This window comes from Pseudomonas sp. Root569 (assembly GCF_001427465.1).
GTDB lineage: Bacteria > Pseudomonadota > Gammaproteobacteria > Pseudomonadales > Pseudomonadaceae > Aquipseudomonas > Aquipseudomonas synxantha.
This window is the reverse complement of the sequence record NZ_LMGQ01000003.1, coordinates 244,121-261,493: the sequence shown is the minus strand read 5'-3', so window position 1 is coordinate 261,493 and position 17,373 is coordinate 244,121. Positions and strand designations below refer to the sequence as shown.

The following is a 17,373-nucleotide window of genomic DNA, read 5'->3' as shown; positions in this document are numbered from 1 at the left end:
TAAACACATGACTTTCGCCACCCTTGGCCTGATCGAACCCTTGCTGCGCGCCCTTGAGACGCTTGGCTACCAGACCCCGACGCCGGTGCAGGCGCAAGCCATTCCGGCGGTGCTGGCCGGACGCGACCTGATGGCTGCGGCCCAGACCGGCACCGGCAAGACCGCAGGCTTCGCCTTGCCGCTGCTGCAATTGCTGACCATGGAAGGGCCGAAAGTCGCCGCCAACTCGGCGCGTGCGCTGATCCTGTGCCCGACCCGCGAACTGGCCGAGCAGGTTCACGCCAGCGTCGCCGAGTACGCCCAGCATCTGCCGCTGACCACTTACGCGGTGTACGGCGGCGTGAGCATCAACCCGCAGATGATGAAGCTGCGCAAGGGCGTCGACATCCTGGTTGCCACCCCTGGCCGCCTGATCGACCTGTTCCGCCAGAACGCGCTGAAACTCAACCAGCTGCAAACCCTGGTGCTCGACGAAGCCGACCGCATGCTCGACCTGGGCTTCTCCGAAGAGCTTGCCAACATTTATCGCATGCTGCCGAAAAAGCGCCAGACCTTGCTGTTTTCCGCGACCTTCTCCGATGACATCCGCCTGCTGGCCGGGCAGATGCTCAACGACCCGCTGAGCATCGAAGTGAGCCCGCGCAACGTCGCCGCCAACACCGTCAAGCAGTGGGTGGTGCCGGTGGACAAGAAGCGCAAGGCCGAGTTGTTTGTGCACCTGATGCGCAAAGGCCGCTGGAAGCAGGTGCTGGTATTCGCCAAGACCCGCAACGGCGTGGACGCACTGGTGGATAAGTTGCAGGGACTGGGCATCAACGCCGATGGTATCCATGGCGACAAACCTCAGGCGACCCGCCAGCGCGCACTGGACCGTTTCAAGGCCAGCGAGGTGCAGATCCTGGTCGCCACCGACGTGGCAGCCCGTGGCCTGGATATCGAAGATCTGCCGCTGGTGGTCAACTTTGATCTGCCAATCGTGGCCGAGGACTACATCCACCGTATCGGTCGTACCGGTCGTGCGGGCAACACCGGTGAGGCGATTTCCCTGGTGTGTGCCGACGAGGTCAACATGCTCTCGGCCATCGAGATGCTGACCCGCCAGACCTTGAGCCGCAAGATGGAACCGGACTTCGAACCCGAGCACCGCGTGCCCGACACCGATGCCAGTGGGCAAGTTGTCAAGAAACCGAAAAAACCGAAGAAGCCTAAAACGTCCGGTAGTGGCGGCAAGCGCAACCTGGGTAAGTGGGTGGACAGTGGTGATGTGGCGCCGGCTGAGCCGTCGATCAAGCCGGTGCGCAAGGTGCCAGTGTTCAATACCGGGCCGCGCAAGAAGAAGTAAAGGTTTTATAAGGGTTGGCGCACAGAGTGGGCGGGGCAATCCCGTCCACTGCGGATGGAATCTTCTTGTAATTTTTTTCCGCGTGGTAAAACTGAACTCAAAACGCTCGATCACCACTCAGGTAGGCGTCAGGAAACTGACCGTTAATCAGCAGCCTTTGAGTGGAGGTAATTGATATGGAATTTGCGGCTTCTTTTGCATCGCTATCCTTCAGGCCGGGAGAGGAAACCTTCGGGCAGTACATGAGGCGCGCAGCACAAACGCATAGAGACACTGCTGCCGCGTCAGAGAGGAGTCATGAGGCGCGTATCAGCGCGCTGGAGAAAGAGCTGACCGATATTAAGAAAACCCAACCAGAGGCTTATGCGCACCAAATCAGGTTGTATAAAGAATTGGCTTCTTTGCAGCAGCATCATGTCGGCGTAAATTCTCACGAAACCTTGCCGTTGAATCAGGTTATCAAAGAGGTTGAATATAAGAGCCAGGACAAGGGGCTAGCTCTCAGTCGCGGCTTCAAAGTTGAGCAGGAGAGTTTGAAAGATCAACCCGTGGCGCTTGAAGCTGCGCACCGCACTTACATAGACGCACTGTCGGTAGCCCTGCCAGAAGGTGACGAATTTTTACGAAGGGAACTGGAAGGGTTTGAGCAGAAGTACCCCGATTCCCAAGCTATTTAAGTGCAGCAAATTAAAACTATAGAGAAATGCTTCAACGTAAATTGCGCGGCTCTAAAATATGGTTGAGCTACTAATTAAAGATTTTTCATAGAAGGCTGTCAGAGTTTTCGGCGTTTTAGACATATCTGCCAAGGGGGGAAGTACGTGTTGGAGAATATCCGTAGAACTTATGGTGTACTGCAAGAGTTGCCCAGTGAGCTCGAAGTGCCTGAGCTCGACAGCAAAGCGAAGGACGACAATACCTCATACCGCGTTTCAAATAAGAAAGTTGTAGAGCGACTTTCAGCGCAGGAGCAACTCACCACCTCCTTGCTAGCCTTGCAACGCGCCGCGCAGTCGATAGAAAATGATCTGTCCAGGCGACAGACCAGTTATCAGCGCCATATTCATGGCAGGCTGAGAAGCCAGTTTTTATAAGCATTAAGGCAGGTGGCTGAAGGACGAGCCTTCAACTCAAGTTAATACAGGTTCAGCCACCTGACGCCTCCAGCCATGCCAGTATTCCCTGTCCGCTCATGTACCCACTGGCAAAGCACCCCGTTAACAAATACCCACCGGTCGGCGCTTCCCAATCGAGCATTTCCCCGCACAAAACACGCCAGGCACTTGCTTGAGCATCAGTCGTTCATCCAATGCTTCAAAGGGCACGCCGCGCCCTTTCGTTGAGGCTGAGGCATTTTTTTTATGATTTGTCCGGAAACTTTTCGTAACGCGTAATTTCTTCTTTCTTGGAACTGCCTTTCGCTGGTTCCCACATATAAAAGGCAAAAAGGCTGTATGAAAATAAACTTCTAATTAGGTGGTGAATATGGCATTTCCAGTACTTCCGGTTGTATTTGCAGCGCTAGTGGCAACGGGGCTTGTAGTTGATACTCTCAATGTAGAATCAGCAAAGTCCGACGCCGAAAAAGAAGCAAAAGCCAAAGCGAATCAAGAGAAAATTGATGAATTGACGTCAAAGGTAATGGAGCACGCTGAAGCAGGGCGGCTTTTTCCTGCTCATAGGGCCAATAGGGATTATGTGAACTATGTGAAGGATAATTACAATTTATCGCCAGAGCTCGAGCAGCAGCTTGATGCTGTTCTTGACGATAGCTTGAAAGCCGCTCAGGCTAAATATCAAGAATTGAAGGCTGAGTATCAGGAACGGTCAAAAGAGCTTGAGTTTGATGATGACGGTCATAATCTTTTTAAGCTTCAAGAGGAGATGCTTGGCAAGTTTGAGGGGTTATTAGGTGCAGGCGCGCCGCAACTTAAAGTTATTGAGGAGTCCTTTGGCGTGAACTACTCGTTTCACAAGTATGGGTGGGCAACTAATTAAGGTTTTTGGTGTGTGTGCAAGGGGAAGGATGACGTATTGAAGAAGGTCCCTAAAATGTACCATGTGCGACAAGAGCTTCCTGATGAGCTTGATGTTCCTGAGCCCGAGAGTATAGCGAAGGACTATGGTGCATCGTTTCGCGTTTCAAATAAGAGTGCCGAAGAGCGGCTTCCGGTTGATGAGCATCTCCTCAACTCCCTGCGCGTCTTGCAACGGTCTGTGCAGCCGATAGCAGTCGATTTATCCAAGCGCCAGAGCCGGTATCAGCGTTACGTTCATGGCGGGCTGAGAAGGCAGTTTTTATAAGTATCAAAGCAGGTGGCTCAAGGAGGAGCATCCTTCAACTCAAGTTAAAAACAGATTCGGTTACCTGAAGCATTCAGCCATGCCAATATTCCTTGCCCGCTCATATGCCCACTGGCAAAACACCCCGTTAATAAATACCCACCGGTCGGCGCTTCCCAATCGAGCATTTCCCCCGCACAAAACACGCCAGGCACTTGCTTGAGCATCAGTCGTTCATCCAATGCTTCAAAGGGCACGCCGCCAGCGGTGCTGATCGCTTCATCCATTGGTCGCGTCTTCACTAACGTCAGCGGCAGCGCCTTGATATCCACAGCCAATTGCGCCGGATCATTGAAATGTTCAGTCGGCGCCAACTCGCGCAACAGCGCCGCCTTGACCCCGTCCAAGCCCAACTGACTGTGCAAATGTTTGCTCATCGACCGCGAGCCCCGTGGCTTGGCCAATGCCGCCTGCACCTTGTCCAGCGGCTTGCTCGGCAGCAGGTCGATATGCACCGTGGCCGAACCGTTGCGATTGATCGCTTCACGAATGGGCGCCGACAACGCGTAAATCAAACTGCCTTCGATGCCGGTGGCGGTGATCACGCATTCACCCAGCCGAGGCGGGTCATCGGCCAGGCCAATGGCGACGTTTTTCAAGGGCGCACCAGCAAATTTGCTGACCAGCAACTCACTCCAGGTCGACACGTCGAAACCGCAGTTGCTCGGTTGCAAGCGCACATAGGGCACGCCTTTATCTTCCAGCAGCTTGAGCCAGGCACCATCAGAACCCAGACGCGACCAACTGCCTCCGCCCAAGGCCAGCAACACCGCATCGCTGTGGACAACTTTGTCGCCGTCCGGGCTGTGGATAAGTAAACCGCCTTCGGCATTCCAGCCTAGCCAACGATGGCGCGTGTGGATAACCACGCCTTGATCGCGCAGGCGTTTAAGCCAGGCTCGCAGAAGGGGAGCGGCTTTCATGTCGGTAGGAAACACACGCCCGGAAGTGCCGATAAAAGTTTCGATGCCCAGGCCATGAATCCATTCGCACAACGCTTGGGCCCCGAACGCCCGCAGCAACGGCGCCATATGCGGCGCGCGTTCGGCGTAGCGGGAGACAAACGCCGGATAGTCCTCGGAGTGGGTAATGTTCATCCCGCCCACGCCCGCCAGCAGGAATTTGCGCCCCACCGAGGGCATGCCGTCGTACAGATCCACACCCACGCCTGCCTGGCTCAAGACTTCGGCGGCCATCAGCCCGGCAGGGCCACCGCCGATAATGGTGACATGTTGAGAAGAGGTCTTGGGCATGGCAGGGCTACGGTCGCTTGAATAGGCCAAGCATTCTACCCGACGACGGCGCAGCTGCCTGATCAAAAAACGTACACTTTCCTACAGGCTATACGGCTACTACCTTGCAGGTGCTTACGCTCAAGTTATCCACAGGCCATTCCACAGCCATTGTGGGTAACGCTTACGGTTCAGTGACAACCTGATGACGTCCATACCCGCTGGGCGCTGTGATGCAGGATGCCGTGGCGGCGAGCCAGGGCTGGGCGGTCCTTGCTATAGCCGCCGCCGATTACGCCCATCACTGGAATGTCACGGCCCAGACAGTGGCGCATCACGCTTTCATCGCGGGCGGCGACACCTTCATCCGTCAGCTTGAGGTAACCGAGGGCGTCATCCTTGTGCACATCCACGCCAGCGTCGTATAGCACCAGGTCGGGCTGGTAGAGCGGCAGCAGGTAGTTGAGCGTATCGTCCACCACTTTGAGGTAGTCGGCATCGCCCATGCCCATAGGCAACGGGATGTCCCAGTCGCTCTGGGCCTTGCGCGCCGGGAAGTTCTTTTCGCAGTGCAGCGATACGGTGATGGCGTCCGGCGTGTCGTGGAGGATGCGTGCGGTGCCGTCGCCCTGGTGCACGTCGCAATCGAAGATCAGCACGCGATTGACCCGACCGCTGGCCAGCAGGTAATGGCTGATCACTGCCAAGTCATTGAAGATGCAGAAGCCCGCAGGGTAATCGTAGTGGGCGTGATGGGTGCCGCCGGCCAAATGGCAGGCCAGGCCATGTTCAAGGGCCTGCTCTGCAGCCAATATCGAGCCGCCAACCGCACGCACGGTGCGCCGCGCGAGGGCTTCGCTCCAGGGCAGGCCGAGGCGGCGTTGATCTTCGCGGGCCAATTGGCCGCTCATGTAGCGTTCGATATACCCAGGTTCATGGGCCAGCGCGAGGATGTCCGCTGGGCAAAGCTGCGGGCGCAGAAGATGGCTGTCCTCAGTAAGGCCAGTATCCACCAGGTGGTCGCGCAGCAGGCGAAACTTGTCCATGGGGAACCGGTGGTCTGCCGGGAACTCAGGGCTGTAGTCTTCGTGGTAGATCAATGGCAAAGGCATGGGATTTTCTGACGGGAACCTGCGAAGGATCTTAACAGCGCTGTACACTCACGCACATGGCAAGGGAGGGGGACCCATGGAGCCGATATTGCAATTGGAAAGTGCACGCCTGTTGATGCGCCAGTGGCGCGACAGCGACCTGCCGGACTTTGCGCGCATGTGCGCCGACCCGCAAGTGATGCGCTATTTTCCGGCCAGGTTGAGCCATTTGGAAAGCGCCGCATTGATCGGCCGCATTCGCGGGCATTTTGCGGAATACGGCTTCGGTTTTTGGGCGTTGCAGCGCAAGGATACGGGTGAATTTATCGGCCTGACAGGCCTGCAAAATGTCAGCTTCGAAGCCGGCTTTACCCCCGCGGTGGAAATCGGCTGGCGCCTGGCCCGCGAACACTGGGGCCTGGGCTACGCCAGTGAAGCTGCATGGACCGCGTTGCGTTGCGGCTTTGACCGCTTGCAACTGGATGAGATTGTGGCCTTCACCACGCAAGCCAATCTGCCCTCACAAAAAGTCATGCAGGCCATCGGTATGCATTACGATCCGCAGGCAGATTTTGAACACCCCAAGGTCGCAGCCGATGACCCGCTGCGCCCTCATGTTTTGTACCGCATCACCCGCGCCCAATGGTTGGACACGCTGCATGGATAAGCAGCCCGGAATGCCCTATTGATTGCAGGAGTTGCTCTATGAGCCAAGTATTGGAAGATCTGGTGGACTTGCTGACCCTGGAGCCGATCGAGGAAAACCTCTTTCGCGGTCGCAGCCAGGACCTGGGCTTTCGCCAGTTGTTCGGCGGCCAGGTGCTCGGCCAGTCGTTGTCGGCGGCCAGCCAGACGGTAGAAGAGGCGCGGCATGTGCATTCCCTGCACGGTTATTTCCTGCGCCCTGGCGATGCAGCCTTGCCAGTGGTGTATTCGGTGGACCGCGTACGCGACGGCGGCAGTTTCAGCACTCGGCGGGTAACGGCGATCCAGAAGGGCAACCCGATCTTTACGTGCACCACCTCGTTCCAGTACGACGAACAAGGCTTCGATCACCAGACCACCATGCCGGTGGTGGTCGGCCCGGAAAACCTGCCCTCGGAGCTGGAGCTGACCAAGCAACGTGCGCACCTGATCCCCGAGCATATGCGCGACAAGTTGCTGTGCCCCAAGCCCATCGAAGTGCGCCCGGTCACCGAAAAAGACCCGTTCAACCCGCAGCCGTCTGACCCGGTCAAGTACGTGTGGTTTCGTGCCGACGGCGCCCTGGCGGACTCGCCGGCGCTGCATAAGTACCTGCTGGCCTACGCCTCGGACTTCGGCCTGTTGACCACCTCGTTGCTGCCCCATGGCAAGACTGTGTGGCAGAAAGACATGCAGGTCGCCAGTCTCGACCACGCGCTGTGGTTTCACGCTGACCTGCGCGCCGATGACTGGTTGCTGTATGCCATGGATAGCCCGTGGGCCGGCAACTCCCGGGGCTTTTCCCGTGGCAGCGTGTACAACCGCGCTGGGCAACTGGTGGCCTCGGTAACCCAGGAAGGTTTGATCCGTCATCGCAAGGACTGGGCATGAGCCTGTCGGACGTTAAGCACTGGGTGTTCGACATGGACGGCACCCTCACGGTGGCCGTGCATGATTTTGCTGCCATTCGCGTGGCGTTGGATATTCCGCCTGAGGACGACATCCTCACGCACCTGGCGACCTTGCCGGCGCCGGTCGCTTCGGCCAAGCATGCCTGGTTACTGGAGCACGAGCGCGAGCTGGCACTCGGTTCGGTCGCGGCACAAGGCGCTGTGGAACTTGTGCGTGAGTTGGCCGGGCGCGGTTATCGCCTGGGTATCCTGACCCGCAATGCGCGCGAGTTGGCCCATATCACCTTGGAAGCCATCGGCCTGGCGGACTGCTTTGCCATCGAGGATGTGCTGGGGCGTGATGATGCGCCGCACAAACCTGATCCGGATGGTTTGTTGAAGTTGGCAGCGGCGTGGAAGGTAGCGCCGAGCGAGATGGTGATGGTCGGGGATTATCGTTTTGACTTGGACTGTGGCCGAGCAGCGGGGACGAAGACCGTGTTGGTGAACCTGCCGGAGAACCCATGGCCGGAGTTGGCGGATTGGCATGCCAAGGATTGCTCGGTATTACTCCAGATGTTGCAATCCAGAAAATAGAGATCAAATGTGGGTTTATTCAGTGATTATTGGGAAAACAACACCTTCTCTCCCTCTGGCGAGGTAAACATCTTATCCCCGTCATGCCCCACCCCCGGCACTTCCACCAGCTTGTGAGTCAGTTGCGGATGACGCTGCCTGAGGTAGTCAAAGTAGTTATGCCCACGAATCAGTCGGTACGCGCCCTGGGTCTCGGCCTCGCAGCCTTTATCCAACGCCGGGTGGTTGGGGTCGGTGTCTTGTTGGCCCAGCAGGTAGGTGATATCGCGTGAGACGTAGGCTTGTTCCAATTGCTGTGCGCCTTGCTGACCGACGTAGGCCGGCAGGTTTTGCATGCCGTATTTCCAGTCGTTGAAACCTGGGCAGCGGGTGACATCGAACGTCACCGGCCGCTGCGGGCTGAAGTAGGCGTAGGAGGAGGGGTTGGCCACCACATACCGCAGGCTGATGCCTTCGGTTTGCAGCAACGGGTGGTCATGGCCGGTGAGGGCGAAGCGCTGTACCACCTGGCCACCGCCGGAATGGCCGGCGACCACGATCTCTTTCAACGCCGGGAACAACTTGCGATTGCCCAGTTGCTTGATGATCTGGTCGAGGGCGCCATAGGCGCTGAGATGGCCAGGGCCAGTGGAAGGTTCTCCAGCCATCCAGTCGTTGCCCTGCCAGCGCAGTACCTGGTTATTCAGGTGGTTGCCCTTCACATCCGACTGGTTGAGAAATTGCGGCGCAATCACCAACGTGCTTGCACCAACCCCGGCATGTGCGGCGGCACTTTCGCCACTGTGCAGATAGGTCTGCGCATTGCGCAGGCGCCCATGCACGATGATCAGCGCGCGCGTTATCTTGGGCAACGGCTGGCGCCAGTCCTGGCTCACGCCGACACTGAGGTCGCCGGCCTCCAGGTGAAAACGATCAGGGCTGACCACCTTGACGCCATGGGCTTTTTCGACAGCCCAAGTGGCGGTGGACCAGCTGGCCAGCAACCCCAGCACTAACCCAAATCGCCTATTCATTCAGAGGCTCTTGGCGGTAAAGGTGTCGCATTGAGAGATCTGGCCCTGGGCGAAGCCGGTCTTGAACCAGCGCACGCGCTGGGCCGAGGTGCCGTGGGTAAACGAGTCCGGCACTACGCGCCCTTGGCCCTGTTGCTGCAAACGGTCATCGCCAATGGCGTTGGCGGCGTTCAGTGCCGCTTCGATATCACCCGGTTCCAGCCAGTTAAGCCGTTTCTGTGCGCGGTTGGCCCACACCCCGGCAAAGCAGTCGGCTTGCAGTTCCTGGCGGACCAGCAGGCCGCCATCGCCTTGCATCTGTCGACCTTGCTGGCGTGCGGCCTGGATCTTGGATGAGATACCCAGCAACGTTTGCACGTGATGCCCGACTTCGTGGGCGATCACATAAGCCTGGGCGAACTCGCCGGAGGCCTGAAAGCGCTGGGACATTTCCCGGAAGAAATCCAGGTCCAGGTACACCTGTTGGTCAGCCGGGCAATAGAACGGGCCGCTGGCGGAGGTGGCGCCACCGCAAGCGGAGTTCACCCGGCCACGGAACAGGATCAGCTTCGGGTTCTTGTAGGCCAGGCCGTTTTCCTGGAACACCTGGCTCCAGGTGTCTTCGGTGTCGCCCAGCACGGCCCGCACGAAATCGGCCTGCTGGTCATTGGCAGGCGGCGCCTGGCGCGGCTGGGTGCTGACCGACGGCGCCTGTTCCATCTGGCCGCTCAACTGGCCGAGGATCTGCATCGGGTCCTGGCCGGTCAACCAGCCAATGCCTACGATCAGCACGATGGCCGTCAGGCTCAGGCCCTTGCCGCCGCCAAAGCGCATGCCGCCACCGCCACCACCACTGTCATCGCGGGCATCCACCACGTTGTCGCTGCGTCGGCCTTTTTTCCATAGCATGGGAGCAATCCTCTGTGTGCTAACCGTGAGTGATTATGGTCGGTATTAACGGCAATAGCCTTCACCGGTGGCGACGATCAGGCAGTCTTTTTTATCCGCCAGCCATTTCAGGCCGGTGGCAGCACCGTCGCCAGCGCGCAACAGGTGTGGGCCGTCGGGGCGGGTGAAGGCGATACCGTCTTCGGCGGCTTCACCTTTGAAGGTGCCGGAGGCATCGGCATCGAGGCCGTATTGCATGGTGAGCAGGTAGTGACCGCGGCCAACGCTGTCGTCCTTGGCAATGGTCAGGTTCAAGCCTTCGACGCCGATCCACTTGCCGACCCATTGATCGGTCGGGGGCGTTTCCGGCACCAGGGTCGCCTGTACAGAGGGTGGCGCAGGTTTGGGCGCTTCCTTGGCTTTATCGCAGGCGGTAAGCAGGGCGACAGCAGACAGAACAAAGAAGATTTTTTTCATAGCGGCAAGGCCTTGATTAAAAAGTGTGCAACGCCGGGGCGCGCGTGCAGGGTTGGACTCGATTGCGGTGATTTAGTGCGCTGTTCGCCCACTGTTTGGTTATGCTCTTGGGGCAGACCCATGCCCGGCTGCTAGATTACTCGGTTGAGTGCTACCGCGTTGAACTCGCCACGCAAGAGAATTCCATGACTGTCAGTACCCCGCTTTCCGGCGTCAACCATCCCTTCAAAGGCATTCTGCTGATTGTGCTGGCGACGTTTCTGTTCTCCAGCCATGACGCCTTGTCCAAATACCTGGCCGGGTTCTACCCCATCGTGATGGTGGTGTGGGCGCGCTACCTGGTGCACACCTTGCTGATGGCCGGGATCTTCCTGCCGCAGTCGGGCTTGCGCGTACTGCGCAGCAAGCGGCCGGGCATGCAGGTGGTGCGTGCCTTGTGCCTGTTGGGCACCAGCTTGTTTTTCACCGCGGCGCTGCACTACATCCCGTTGGCGGAAGCCACGGCGGTCAACTTTCTCGCGCCGATCCTGGTGACGGCGCTGTCGGTGCCGCTGCTCGGCGAGCACGTGACGCGTGGCCAATGGCTGGCAGTGATCTGCGGGTTCGTCGGGGTGCTGGTGATCATCCACCCGGGCGGGGAACTGTTCACGCCAGCGGTGCTGTTGCCCTTGTGTTCGGCGATGTTCTTCTGCTTCTACCAACTGCTTACGCGCATCCTCAGTAAGTTCGACACGCCCACCACCAGCAACTTCTTCGCCGGGCTGTGCAACACCTTGGTGATGAGTGCCATGGTGCCGTTCTTCTGGCAGGTGCCGAGCCTGTGGCATGCTGTATTGATGCTGGCGCTGGGGACCTGCGGGATGACGGCGCACCTGATGCTGACCCAGGCCTTCCGCTTCGCGGCACCGGCCTTGCTGGCGCCGTTCGGCTATTGCCAGATCGTGTTCGCGGGGTTGTTGGGCTGGCTGGTGTTCAGTCATACCCCCGATACGACCACGGTGGTCGGCATCGGGGTGATCTGCATGAGCGGGTTGGCCGCTGCCTGGCAGCAGCGGCGGCGTTGATCAGACGTCTACCGTCGGAATCTTGCGCGGCGCCATGAAGTACATCCACACCAGCGCGATGAAGTACATCGCCGGGATCAGGGTGAACAGCACGGTGTAGTTGTTATTGGTCACCGTGAGGATGTGACCGACGATCTGGGTCATGAACATGCCGCCAATGGCCGCGCACATCCCACCGAAACCGAACACCGTGCTCATCATGTGCTTGGGCGTGTAGTCCATCACCAGGCTCCAGATGTTGGCGGTCCAGGCCTGGTGCGCGCCGATGGCCAGGGAGATGGCGAACACCGCGACCCACAGCTGGCTGGAACCGGCCGCCATGACCACGCCGACAATGCAGCAGGCAAACAGCAGCATCGACAGCAGGCGGGCCTTGATCGAGTTCATTCCTCGGCCGATCAGGAATGACGATAGGATCCCACCCCCCACGCTACCGAAGTCGGCAGTCAGATAGATGATGATCAGGGGTATGCCCATCTGCGTCACGTTGATGCCCAGGTTGTATTGCTGGTTCAAGAACGGCGGCAGCCAGTACAGGTAGAACCAGAACACTGGTGCGGTCAGCGAGTAGGCAAGAGCGAAGGCCCAGGTACCACGCATGCGCAGGATGCGGCTGAACGGCACGCGCGGCTGTTCTGGCTCGACTTCCTGTTGCACGTAGTCCAATTCGGATTGTTTTACGGTGGGGTGGTCTTCCGGGTTGTAGTATTTCAAACCCCAGAACAACAGCCAGATGCCTCCGAGCGCCGCCATGCACAAGAACGCCGCCTGCCAGCCCCACACGTGCAGGATCAGCGGCAGCAGCATTGGCGTCATCATTGCGCCGACATTGGTGCCAGCGTTGAAGATACCGGTGGCAACCGCACGCTCGCCAGCGGGGAACCACAGGCGGGTGGTCTTGACGCAGGCCGGATAGTTGGCGGCTTCGGTCAGCCCGAGGATAAAGCGGCAGACCATAAAGCCCACCGCCGAGGTGGCCAGGCCGTGGGCGCCCGTGGCCAGGCTCCACAACAGCACGGCGCAGAAGAACACGCGCTTGACGCCGACCCGGTCGATCAAGCGGCCTTGCAGCACAAAGCCGATGGCGTAGCCGACCTGGAACCAGAAGTTGATGTTGGCGTAGTCCATCGCCGTCCAGCTCATTTCCTTGGCGAGGATCGGCTGCATGACGCCGAGGGCGGCGCGGTCGATGTAGTTCAGAGTAGTGGCGAAGAACACCAGGGCCAACATGCCCCAGCGCGTTTTACCTACGGCCAGGGCGCCGCGGATCTTGTCGCCGATGCCGGCGTGCGGGTTACCCGGGCGTGCGGCCAGGGTTGGGTTTTGCAGAGGCATGAGGTCGTACCCGTTTTTTGAAATTTTTATGGTGTGTTCTGGGTCTTGTTACTTGAACGAGTTGCCCGGTCGATGGTGCGCAGTGGTTAAAAAGTCGTCAATTCGCCAAAGGGGCATAGTGTTCGATAATCGCACCAAAAACTAACCGGTTCGTACATTTTAATTGCTGGGTGTAGGCTGGGGGCGAATAATTTGCCACAAATAACAACTGCCGGGAGTCATCCATGCAACGTTCCATCGCCACTGTTTCCTTGAGCGGCACCTTGCCGGAAAAGCTCGAAGCCATTGCCGCCGCCGGGTTTGATGGGGTGGAGATCTTTGAGAACGATTTGTTGTATTACGACGGCAGCCCTCGCGAAGTTAGGCAGATGTGTGCAGACCTCGGCATCGCCATCACCCTGTTCCAGCCGTTCCGCGATTTTGAAGGCTGCCGCCGCGACCGCCTGGCGCGCAACCTGGAGCGCGCCGAGCGCAAGTTTGACCTGATGCAGGAACTGGGCACCGACCTGGTGCTGGTGTGCAGTAATGCTTCGGCCGATTGCGTGGGCGACGAAAATATTTTGCTCGATGACCTGGGCCTGCTGGCCGAACACGCCGGCAAGCGTGGCCTGCGCATCGGCTATGAAGCGTTGGCCTGGGGCAGGCATGTGAACACCTGGCAGCAGGTATGGAACCTGGTGCGCCAGGTCGACCACCCAAGCCTTGGTGTGTTGCTCGATAGTTTTCACACCCTGTCGCTCAAGGGTGACCCGAGCGGCATCGCCCAGATCCCGGGCGACAAGATCTTTTTTGTGCAAATGGCTGACGCGCCGATCCTGGCCATGGATGTGCTGGAGTGGAGCCGGCACTTCCGTTGCTTCCCGGGCCAGGGCGAATTTGACCTGGCCGGTTTTCTGGCACCGATTATCCAGAGCGGCTACACCGGGCCATTGTCCCTGGAGATTTTCAACGATGGCTTCCGCGCCGCGCCGACCCGGGCGAATGCGGCGGATGGCTTGCGTTCACTGTTATACCTGGAAGAAAAAACCCGCCAACGCCTGGCTGAACAAGGCCCCGCTGCGCCCGTGGACATCCTGTTTGAAACCCCGGCGGCCAGCGAATACGACGGTATCGAGTTTCTTGAATTTGCCGTGGATGAAAGCCTCGGCGCCAAACTGACTCACTGGCTGGAGCGCCTGGGTTTCGCCAAGGCCGGTCAGCATCGCTCGAAGAACGTGAGCCTGTTGCGCCAGGGTGACATCAACCTGATCCTCAACTGCGAACCCTATTCTTTCGCCCACAACTTTTTCGAGGCCCATGGCCCATCGCTGTGCGCCACCGCGATTCGGGTCAAGGACAGCGCCAAGGCCCTGGAGCGAGCGGTGGCCTACAAGGGCCAGCCGTATCGCGGCCTGGTCGGGCCCAATGAGTTGGAGCTGGCGGCGGTACGTGCGCCGGATGGCAGCCTGATTTACCTGGTCGACCCCAGTGAAGGCGGGCTGTACGACACTGATTTCAACCTGCAACCGGCCTCTGTCGCCAGCGGCGGCTTGCTGCGCATCGACCATATGGCCATGGCCTTGCCGGCCGACAGCCTCGACAGTTGGGTGCTGTTCTACAAGAGCCTGCTGGATTTCGAAGCCGATGACGAAGTGGTGTTGCCCGACCCGTACGGCCTGGTGAAAAGCCGTGCGTTGCGCAGCCGTTGCAGCTCAATCCGCCTGCCGTTGAATATTTCCGAAAACCGCAACACCGCGATTTCCCACGCACTCTCCAGCTATCGTGGTTCGGGGGTGCATCACATCGCCTTCGATTGCGCGGATATTTTCGCCGAGGTGCGTCGGGCGAAGGAGGCCGGGGTGCCGTTGCTGGACATTCCGCTCAACTATTATGACGACTTGGCAGCACGCTTCGATTTTGACGATGAGTTTCTTAGCGAGTTGGCGTACTACAACGTGCTGTACGACCGTGACGCACAGGGCGGTGAGTTGTTTCACGTGTACACCGAACCGTTCGAAGGGCGGTTTTTCTTCGAGATCATCCAGCGCAAGAACGGCTATGCCGGCTATGGCGCAGCCAACGTGGCAGTGCGTTTGGCCGCGATGGCCAAGTCACGCAGCGGTGCGGTGCGTCAGGCGCGTTTATAACTGCCGGCCGAGTGCTTCCTTCGGCGAGCGCCGCGGCCCATAATCAGCGCCTGCACAACAATGGCTGTGAGCGCCCCATGACCTCGAGTCCCGATCTTCCCGCGGTGTCAGACGCACCGCGTAAGAGTCGTAAGAACAACCCGGAAAAGACCCGCGAGAATATTCTCCAGGAAGCCATTGTCGAGTTTGTTCAGCAGGGTCTGGCCGGCGCCCGGGTGGACGCCATCGCCGAGCGTATCCATACCTCCAAGCGTATGATCTATTACTACTTCGGCAGCAAGGAGCAGTTGTACGTCGAGGTGCTGGAGAAGCTCTACGGCGATATCCGCAACACCGAGACCCGCATGAACCTCACCGCCTTGGAACCGCGTGAGGCGATTCGCCGGCTGGTGGAATTCACCTTCGATCACCACGACCAGAACGTAGATTTCGTGCGCATCGTCAGCATCGAAAATATCCACAACGCCGAGTACGTCAAACGCACCAACACCATCAAGGCGATGAACAGCAAGATCCTTGAGGGGCTGGGTGAGACCTTGCGCCGTGGCGCCCAATTGGGGTTGTTTCGTGAAGGGCTCGAGCCGTTGGACGTGCACCTGCTGATCAACTCGTTCAGCTTTTACCGGGTATCCAACCGGCATACCTTCAGTGAGATCTTCCAGATCGAACTTTCGGACGAGGCGATCAAGCAGCGGCATCGGGAGATGATTTGCGAGTCGGTGTTGCGCTACCTGCAGGCCTGAGTTCAGCGCAGGACCAATGTGGGAGGGGGCTTGCTCCCGATAGCGGTCTGTCAGCCAAGCATGTGCTGACTGATACACCGCAATCGGGAGCAAGCCCCCTCCCACATTTGAACTCTGTTTCGGCAGTCAGCCATTCATGCTCTGGAAGTGCGCCAGCATTCGATCGGCGTCTGGCACTTGATCACAGAACAACTCAAACGCCTTCACCGCCTGAAACACCGCCATATTGCCGCCATCCAGGGTACGGCAACCCAAGGCGCGGGCATCGCGTAGCAACTCGGTTTCCAGTGGGAAATATACGATTTCCGCGACCCACAGTTCTGTACGCAACAACGCAGCTGGCACCGGTGTCCCGGGCAGCTTGGTCATGCCCATCGGCGTGGTATTCACTAACCCATCAGCCTCGGCCATCGCATTTTCCAGATGAGTGCCGACCTGGGCGCGACCGGGGCCGAAACGCTGCGTAAGGTTATCCACAAGGTCGCGGGCGCGGGAGACGTCCACGTCGAAAATGCTCAGGTGCTCAACGCCTTCTGCCAGCAGCGCATGGCTCACCGCTGCCCCTGCGCCACCGGCACCCATCTGCACCACGTGCCGACGGGCGACGTCATGCAAGTTGCGGCGAAACCCTTCAGCGAACCCCAGGCAGTCGGTATTGTGGCCGATCCGTTTACCGTCCTTGAACACCACCGTGTTGACTGCTCCAATGCCTCTGGCTTCGTCGGATAAGTCATCGAGCAACGGTAGGATCGCCTGCTTGCACGGGTAGGTAATGTTCAGCCCGTTGAAGTGCATCAATTCGGCGGCCCGCAGCAGGTCGGGCAGGGCATTGAGGTCCAGTCGCAGCGGCTCAAGGTCGATCAGTCGATACAGGTAGCGCAAGCCCTGGGCGTCGCCTTCCTCTTCATGCAAGGCCGGGGTGCGGGAGGCCTGGATACCGGCACCGATCAGGCCGGCGAGAATGCGTGTTTTCATCAAGCGCGTCCCTTCAGCGTATGGCTGAAATGCTCCAGGGCCAGGTGGTAGCCGTGGCTGCCAAACCCGGCCATCACCGCTTGGGCGATAGGGGATACAAACGAGTGATGACGAAAAGCCTCGCGGGCATGCACGTTGGATAAATGCACTTCGATCACTGGCACTTCACTGGCCACCAGTGCATCGCGGATCGCGACCGAGGTGTGGGTCCAGGCTGCCGGGTTGATCACGATACCAGCGCAGCGGGCGCGGGCACCGTGGATCCAGTCGAGCAGTTCGCCCTCATGGTTGGTCTGACGAAACTCGATTTTCAGCCCGAGCTTGTCCGCGCTGCGACCACACAGGGCGGCGATGTCGGCCAGGGTTTCGTGGCCATAAGTAGCGGGCTCGCGGGTGCCAAGCAGATTGAGGTTGGGGCCGTTGAGCACCAGCACGATGGGCGGCATAGAGGGTTCTCCACAGTTTCTTATTGGTTGTGGAGACAAAATGTACTGGATGGTTAATTTGGTCAATTGTCGGCAGCGGTTCCGTTCGATTATCGAACCGTTAATCAATGCTACGGCACATGGCAATCAGATTAGATATCAATTGAAA

The 17,373-nt window shown here is 58.8% G+C and carries 19 protein-coding genes and 1 pseudogene; 11 read left to right on the top strand and 9 right to left on the bottom strand.

Features of this window, described 5'->3' with window-relative positions; genetic code table 11:
* Positions 1–7 precede the first annotated feature (7 nt).
* The 3 genes from ASD70_RS04830 (at position 8) to ASD70_RS04820 (ending at position 2,436) form a co-directional block, all read left to right on the top strand.
* Complete coding sequence (locus ASD70_RS04830) at positions 8–1,342, top strand: DEAD/DEAH box helicase (protein WP_046069636.1); 1,335 nt, start codon at positions 8–10, stop codon at positions 1,340–1,342.
* A gap of 176 nt (positions 1,343–1,518) precedes the next feature.
* Positions 1,519–2,019 carry a hypothetical protein gene (locus tag ASD70_RS04825; RefSeq protein ID WP_046069635.1) on the top strand — a complete coding sequence of 167 codons (501 nt, stop codon included), beginning with the start codon at positions 1,519–1,521 and terminating at the stop codon, positions 2,017–2,019.
* Positions 2,020–2,163: 144 nt separating this feature from the next.
* Positions 2,164–2,436 (top strand): hypothetical protein, encoded by a 273-nt coding sequence (locus ASD70_RS04820; protein WP_056845798.1) that lies wholly within the window; start codon positions 2,164–2,166, stop codon positions 2,434–2,436.
* Positions 2,437–2,488: 52 nt separating this feature from the next.
* Here ASD70_RS04820 and ASD70_RS28135 read toward each other — a convergent pair.
* Positions 2,489–2,670 (bottom strand): annotated as a pseudogene (locus ASD70_RS28135) (NAD(P)/FAD-dependent oxidoreductase); the annotation flags it as partial.
* Between the two features lie 157 nt (positions 2,671–2,827).
* On the opposite strand from ASD70_RS28135, the gene ASD70_RS04815 reads away from it, so the two are divergent.
* Together ASD70_RS04815 and ASD70_RS04810 are read left to right on the top strand one after the other, a co-directional pair.
* Positions 2,828–3,340 (top strand): hypothetical protein, encoded by a 513-nt coding sequence (locus ASD70_RS04815; RefSeq protein WP_056845797.1) that lies wholly within the window; start codon positions 2,828–2,830, stop codon positions 3,338–3,340.
* Between the two features lie 36 nt (positions 3,341–3,376).
* The gene (locus ASD70_RS04810) at positions 3,377–3,646 is read left to right on the top strand and encodes a hypothetical protein (RefSeq protein ID WP_056845796.1); all 270 of its coding nucleotides are present in this window, start codon (positions 3,377–3,379) and stop codon (positions 3,644–3,646) included.
* A gap of 44 nt (positions 3,647–3,690) precedes the next feature.
* Here ASD70_RS04810 and ASD70_RS04805 read toward each other — a convergent pair whose 3' ends face one another.
* A complete protein-coding gene (locus ASD70_RS04805) occupies positions 3,691–4,938 on the bottom strand; it encodes a TIGR03862 family flavoprotein (RefSeq protein WP_046069631.1) in 1,248 nt (415 codons plus the stop codon).
* Positions 4,939–5,108: 170 nt separating this feature from the next.
* The gene (locus ASD70_RS04800; RefSeq protein ID WP_046069630.1) at positions 5,109–6,029 is read right to left on the bottom strand and encodes a histone deacetylase family protein; all 921 of its coding nucleotides are present in this window, start codon (positions 6,027–6,029) and stop codon (positions 5,109–5,111) included.
* Between the two features lie 76 nt (positions 6,030–6,105).
* Between ASD70_RS04800 and ASD70_RS04795 the strand changes: the two genes are divergently transcribed.
* From ASD70_RS04795 to ASD70_RS04785, 3 genes are read left to right on the top strand one after another with little or no spacing between them, the layout of a single operon-like run.
* Entirely contained in the window at positions 6,106–6,675 is a 570-nt protein-coding gene (locus ASD70_RS04795; protein ID WP_046069629.1) for a GNAT family N-acetyltransferase, read from the top strand.
* Positions 6,676–6,713: 38 nt separating this feature from the next.
* Positions 6,714–7,583: an acyl-CoA thioesterase II gene (gene tesB / locus ASD70_RS04790; protein WP_046069628.1), complete on the top strand. Its 870-nt coding sequence runs from the start codon at positions 6,714–6,716 to the stop codon at positions 7,581–7,583.
* On the top strand, positions 7,580–8,179 hold the full coding sequence (locus ASD70_RS04785; protein ID WP_046069627.1) for an HAD family hydrolase: 600 nt from the start codon (positions 7,580–7,582) through the stop codon (positions 8,177–8,179). The genes tesB and ASD70_RS04785 overlap by 4 nt, the downstream gene beginning before the upstream one ends.
* A gap of 26 nt (positions 8,180–8,205) precedes the next feature.
* On the opposite strand, the gene ASD70_RS04780 is transcribed toward ASD70_RS04785, so the two are convergent.
* The 3 genes from ASD70_RS04780 to ASD70_RS04770 are packed head-to-tail and all read right to left on the bottom strand — an operon-like array spanning position 8,206 to position 10,536.
* On the bottom strand, positions 8,206–9,192 hold the full coding sequence (locus ASD70_RS04780; RefSeq protein ID WP_056845795.1) for a hypothetical protein: 987 nt from the start codon (positions 9,190–9,192) through the stop codon (positions 8,206–8,208).
* Positions 9,193–10,080, bottom strand: a complete 888-nt coding sequence (gene ypfJ / locus ASD70_RS04775; protein ID WP_056845794.1) for a KPN_02809 family neutral zinc metallopeptidase — start codon at positions 10,078–10,080, stop codon at positions 9,193–9,195.
* A 45-nt stretch (positions 10,081–10,125) separates the two neighbouring features.
* Complete coding sequence (locus ASD70_RS04770; RefSeq protein ID WP_046069625.1) at positions 10,126–10,536, bottom strand: membrane lipoprotein lipid attachment site-containing protein; 411 nt, start codon at positions 10,534–10,536, stop codon at positions 10,126–10,128.
* A gap of 185 nt (positions 10,537–10,721) precedes the next feature.
* On the opposite strand from ASD70_RS04770, the gene ASD70_RS04765 reads away from it, so the two are divergent.
* Complete coding sequence (locus ASD70_RS04765; protein WP_046069624.1) at positions 10,722–11,600, top strand: DMT family transporter; 879 nt, start codon at positions 10,722–10,724, stop codon at positions 11,598–11,600.
* Here the strand turns inward: ASD70_RS04765 and ASD70_RS04760 are convergent, their stop codons facing one another.
* Positions 11,601–12,935: an MFS transporter gene (locus ASD70_RS04760; protein ID WP_046069623.1), complete on the bottom strand. Its 1,335-nt coding sequence runs from the start codon at positions 12,933–12,935 to the stop codon at positions 11,601–11,603. It abuts the gene before it with no gap.
* A gap of 224 nt (positions 12,936–13,159) precedes the next feature.
* On the opposite strand from ASD70_RS04760, the gene quiC reads away from it, so the two are divergent.
* Both quiC and ASD70_RS04750 read left to right on the top strand, forming a co-directional pair.
* Positions 13,160–15,061 (top strand): 3-dehydroshikimate dehydratase QuiC, encoded by a 1,902-nt coding sequence (quiC, locus tag ASD70_RS04755; protein WP_056845793.1) that lies wholly within the window; start codon positions 13,160–13,162, stop codon positions 15,059–15,061.
* Between the two features lie 77 nt (positions 15,062–15,138).
* Positions 15,139–15,804: a TetR/AcrR family transcriptional regulator gene (locus ASD70_RS04750; RefSeq protein ID WP_046069621.1), complete on the top strand. Its 666-nt coding sequence runs from the start codon at positions 15,139–15,141 to the stop codon at positions 15,802–15,804.
* A gap of 126 nt (positions 15,805–15,930) precedes the next feature.
* On the opposite strand, the gene ASD70_RS04745 is transcribed toward ASD70_RS04750, so the two are convergent.
* Positions 15,931–16,779, bottom strand: a complete 849-nt coding sequence (locus ASD70_RS04745) for a shikimate dehydrogenase (protein ID WP_056845792.1) — start codon at positions 16,777–16,779, stop codon at positions 15,931–15,933.
* Positions 16,779–17,225: a type II 3-dehydroquinate dehydratase gene (aroQ, locus tag ASD70_RS04740; RefSeq protein ID WP_056845791.1), complete on the bottom strand. Its 447-nt coding sequence runs from the start codon at positions 17,223–17,225 to the stop codon at positions 16,779–16,781. Before aroQ ends, ASD70_RS04745 begins: the two co-directional genes overlap by 1 nt.
* Positions 17,226–17,373: the final 148 nt, after the last annotated feature.

Excerpts from the sequence above, each read along its gene's own strand:
- ASD70_RS04830 (WP_046069636.1), top strand. The coding sequence starts at position 8 with ATGACTTTCGCCACCCTTGGCCTGATCGAACCCTTGCTGCGCGCCCTT.
- ASD70_RS04825 (WP_046069635.1), top strand. The coding sequence starts at position 1,519 with ATGGAATTTGCGGCTTCTTTTGCATCGCTATCCTTCAGGCCGGGAGAG.
- ASD70_RS04815 (WP_056845797.1), top strand. The coding sequence starts at position 2,828 with ATGGCATTTCCAGTACTTCCGGTTGTATTTGCAGCGCTAGTGGCAACG.
- ASD70_RS04805 (WP_046069631.1), bottom strand. The coding sequence starts at position 4,938 with ATGCCCAAGACCTCTTCTCAACATGTCACCATTATCGGCGGTGGCCCT.
- ASD70_RS04800 (WP_046069630.1), bottom strand. The coding sequence starts at position 6,029 with ATGCCTTTGCCATTGATCTACCACGAAGACTACAGCCCTGAGTTCCCG.
- ASD70_RS04795 (WP_046069629.1), top strand. The coding sequence starts at position 6,106 with ATGGAGCCGATATTGCAATTGGAAAGTGCACGCCTGTTGATGCGCCAG.
- tesB (WP_046069628.1), top strand. The coding sequence starts at position 6,714 with ATGAGCCAAGTATTGGAAGATCTGGTGGACTTGCTGACCCTGGAGCCG.
- ASD70_RS04785 (WP_046069627.1), top strand. The coding sequence starts at position 7,580 with ATGAGCCTGTCGGACGTTAAGCACTGGGTGTTCGACATGGACGGCACC.
- ASD70_RS04780 (WP_056845795.1), bottom strand. The coding sequence starts at position 9,192 with ATGAATAGGCGATTTGGGTTAGTGCTGGGGTTGCTGGCCAGCTGGTCC.
- ypfJ (WP_056845794.1), bottom strand. The coding sequence starts at position 10,080 with ATGCTATGGAAAAAAGGCCGACGCAGCGACAACGTGGTGGATGCCCGC.
- ASD70_RS04770 (WP_046069625.1), bottom strand. The coding sequence starts at position 10,536 with ATGAAAAAAATCTTCTTTGTTCTGTCTGCTGTCGCCCTGCTTACCGCC.
- ASD70_RS04765 (WP_046069624.1), top strand. The coding sequence starts at position 10,722 with ATGACTGTCAGTACCCCGCTTTCCGGCGTCAACCATCCCTTCAAAGGC.
- ASD70_RS04760 (WP_046069623.1), bottom strand. The coding sequence starts at position 12,935 with ATGCCTCTGCAAAACCCAACCCTGGCCGCACGCCCGGGTAACCCGCAC.
- quiC (WP_056845793.1), top strand. The coding sequence starts at position 13,160 with ATGCAACGTTCCATCGCCACTGTTTCCTTGAGCGGCACCTTGCCGGAA.
- ASD70_RS04750 (WP_046069621.1), top strand. The coding sequence starts at position 15,139 with ATGACCTCGAGTCCCGATCTTCCCGCGGTGTCAGACGCACCGCGTAAG.
- ASD70_RS04745 (WP_056845792.1), bottom strand. The coding sequence starts at position 16,779 with ATGAAAACACGCATTCTCGCCGGCCTGATCGGTGCCGGTATCCAGGCC.
- aroQ (WP_056845791.1), bottom strand. The coding sequence starts at position 17,225 with ATGCCGCCCATCGTGCTGGTGCTCAACGGCCCCAACCTCAATCTGCTT.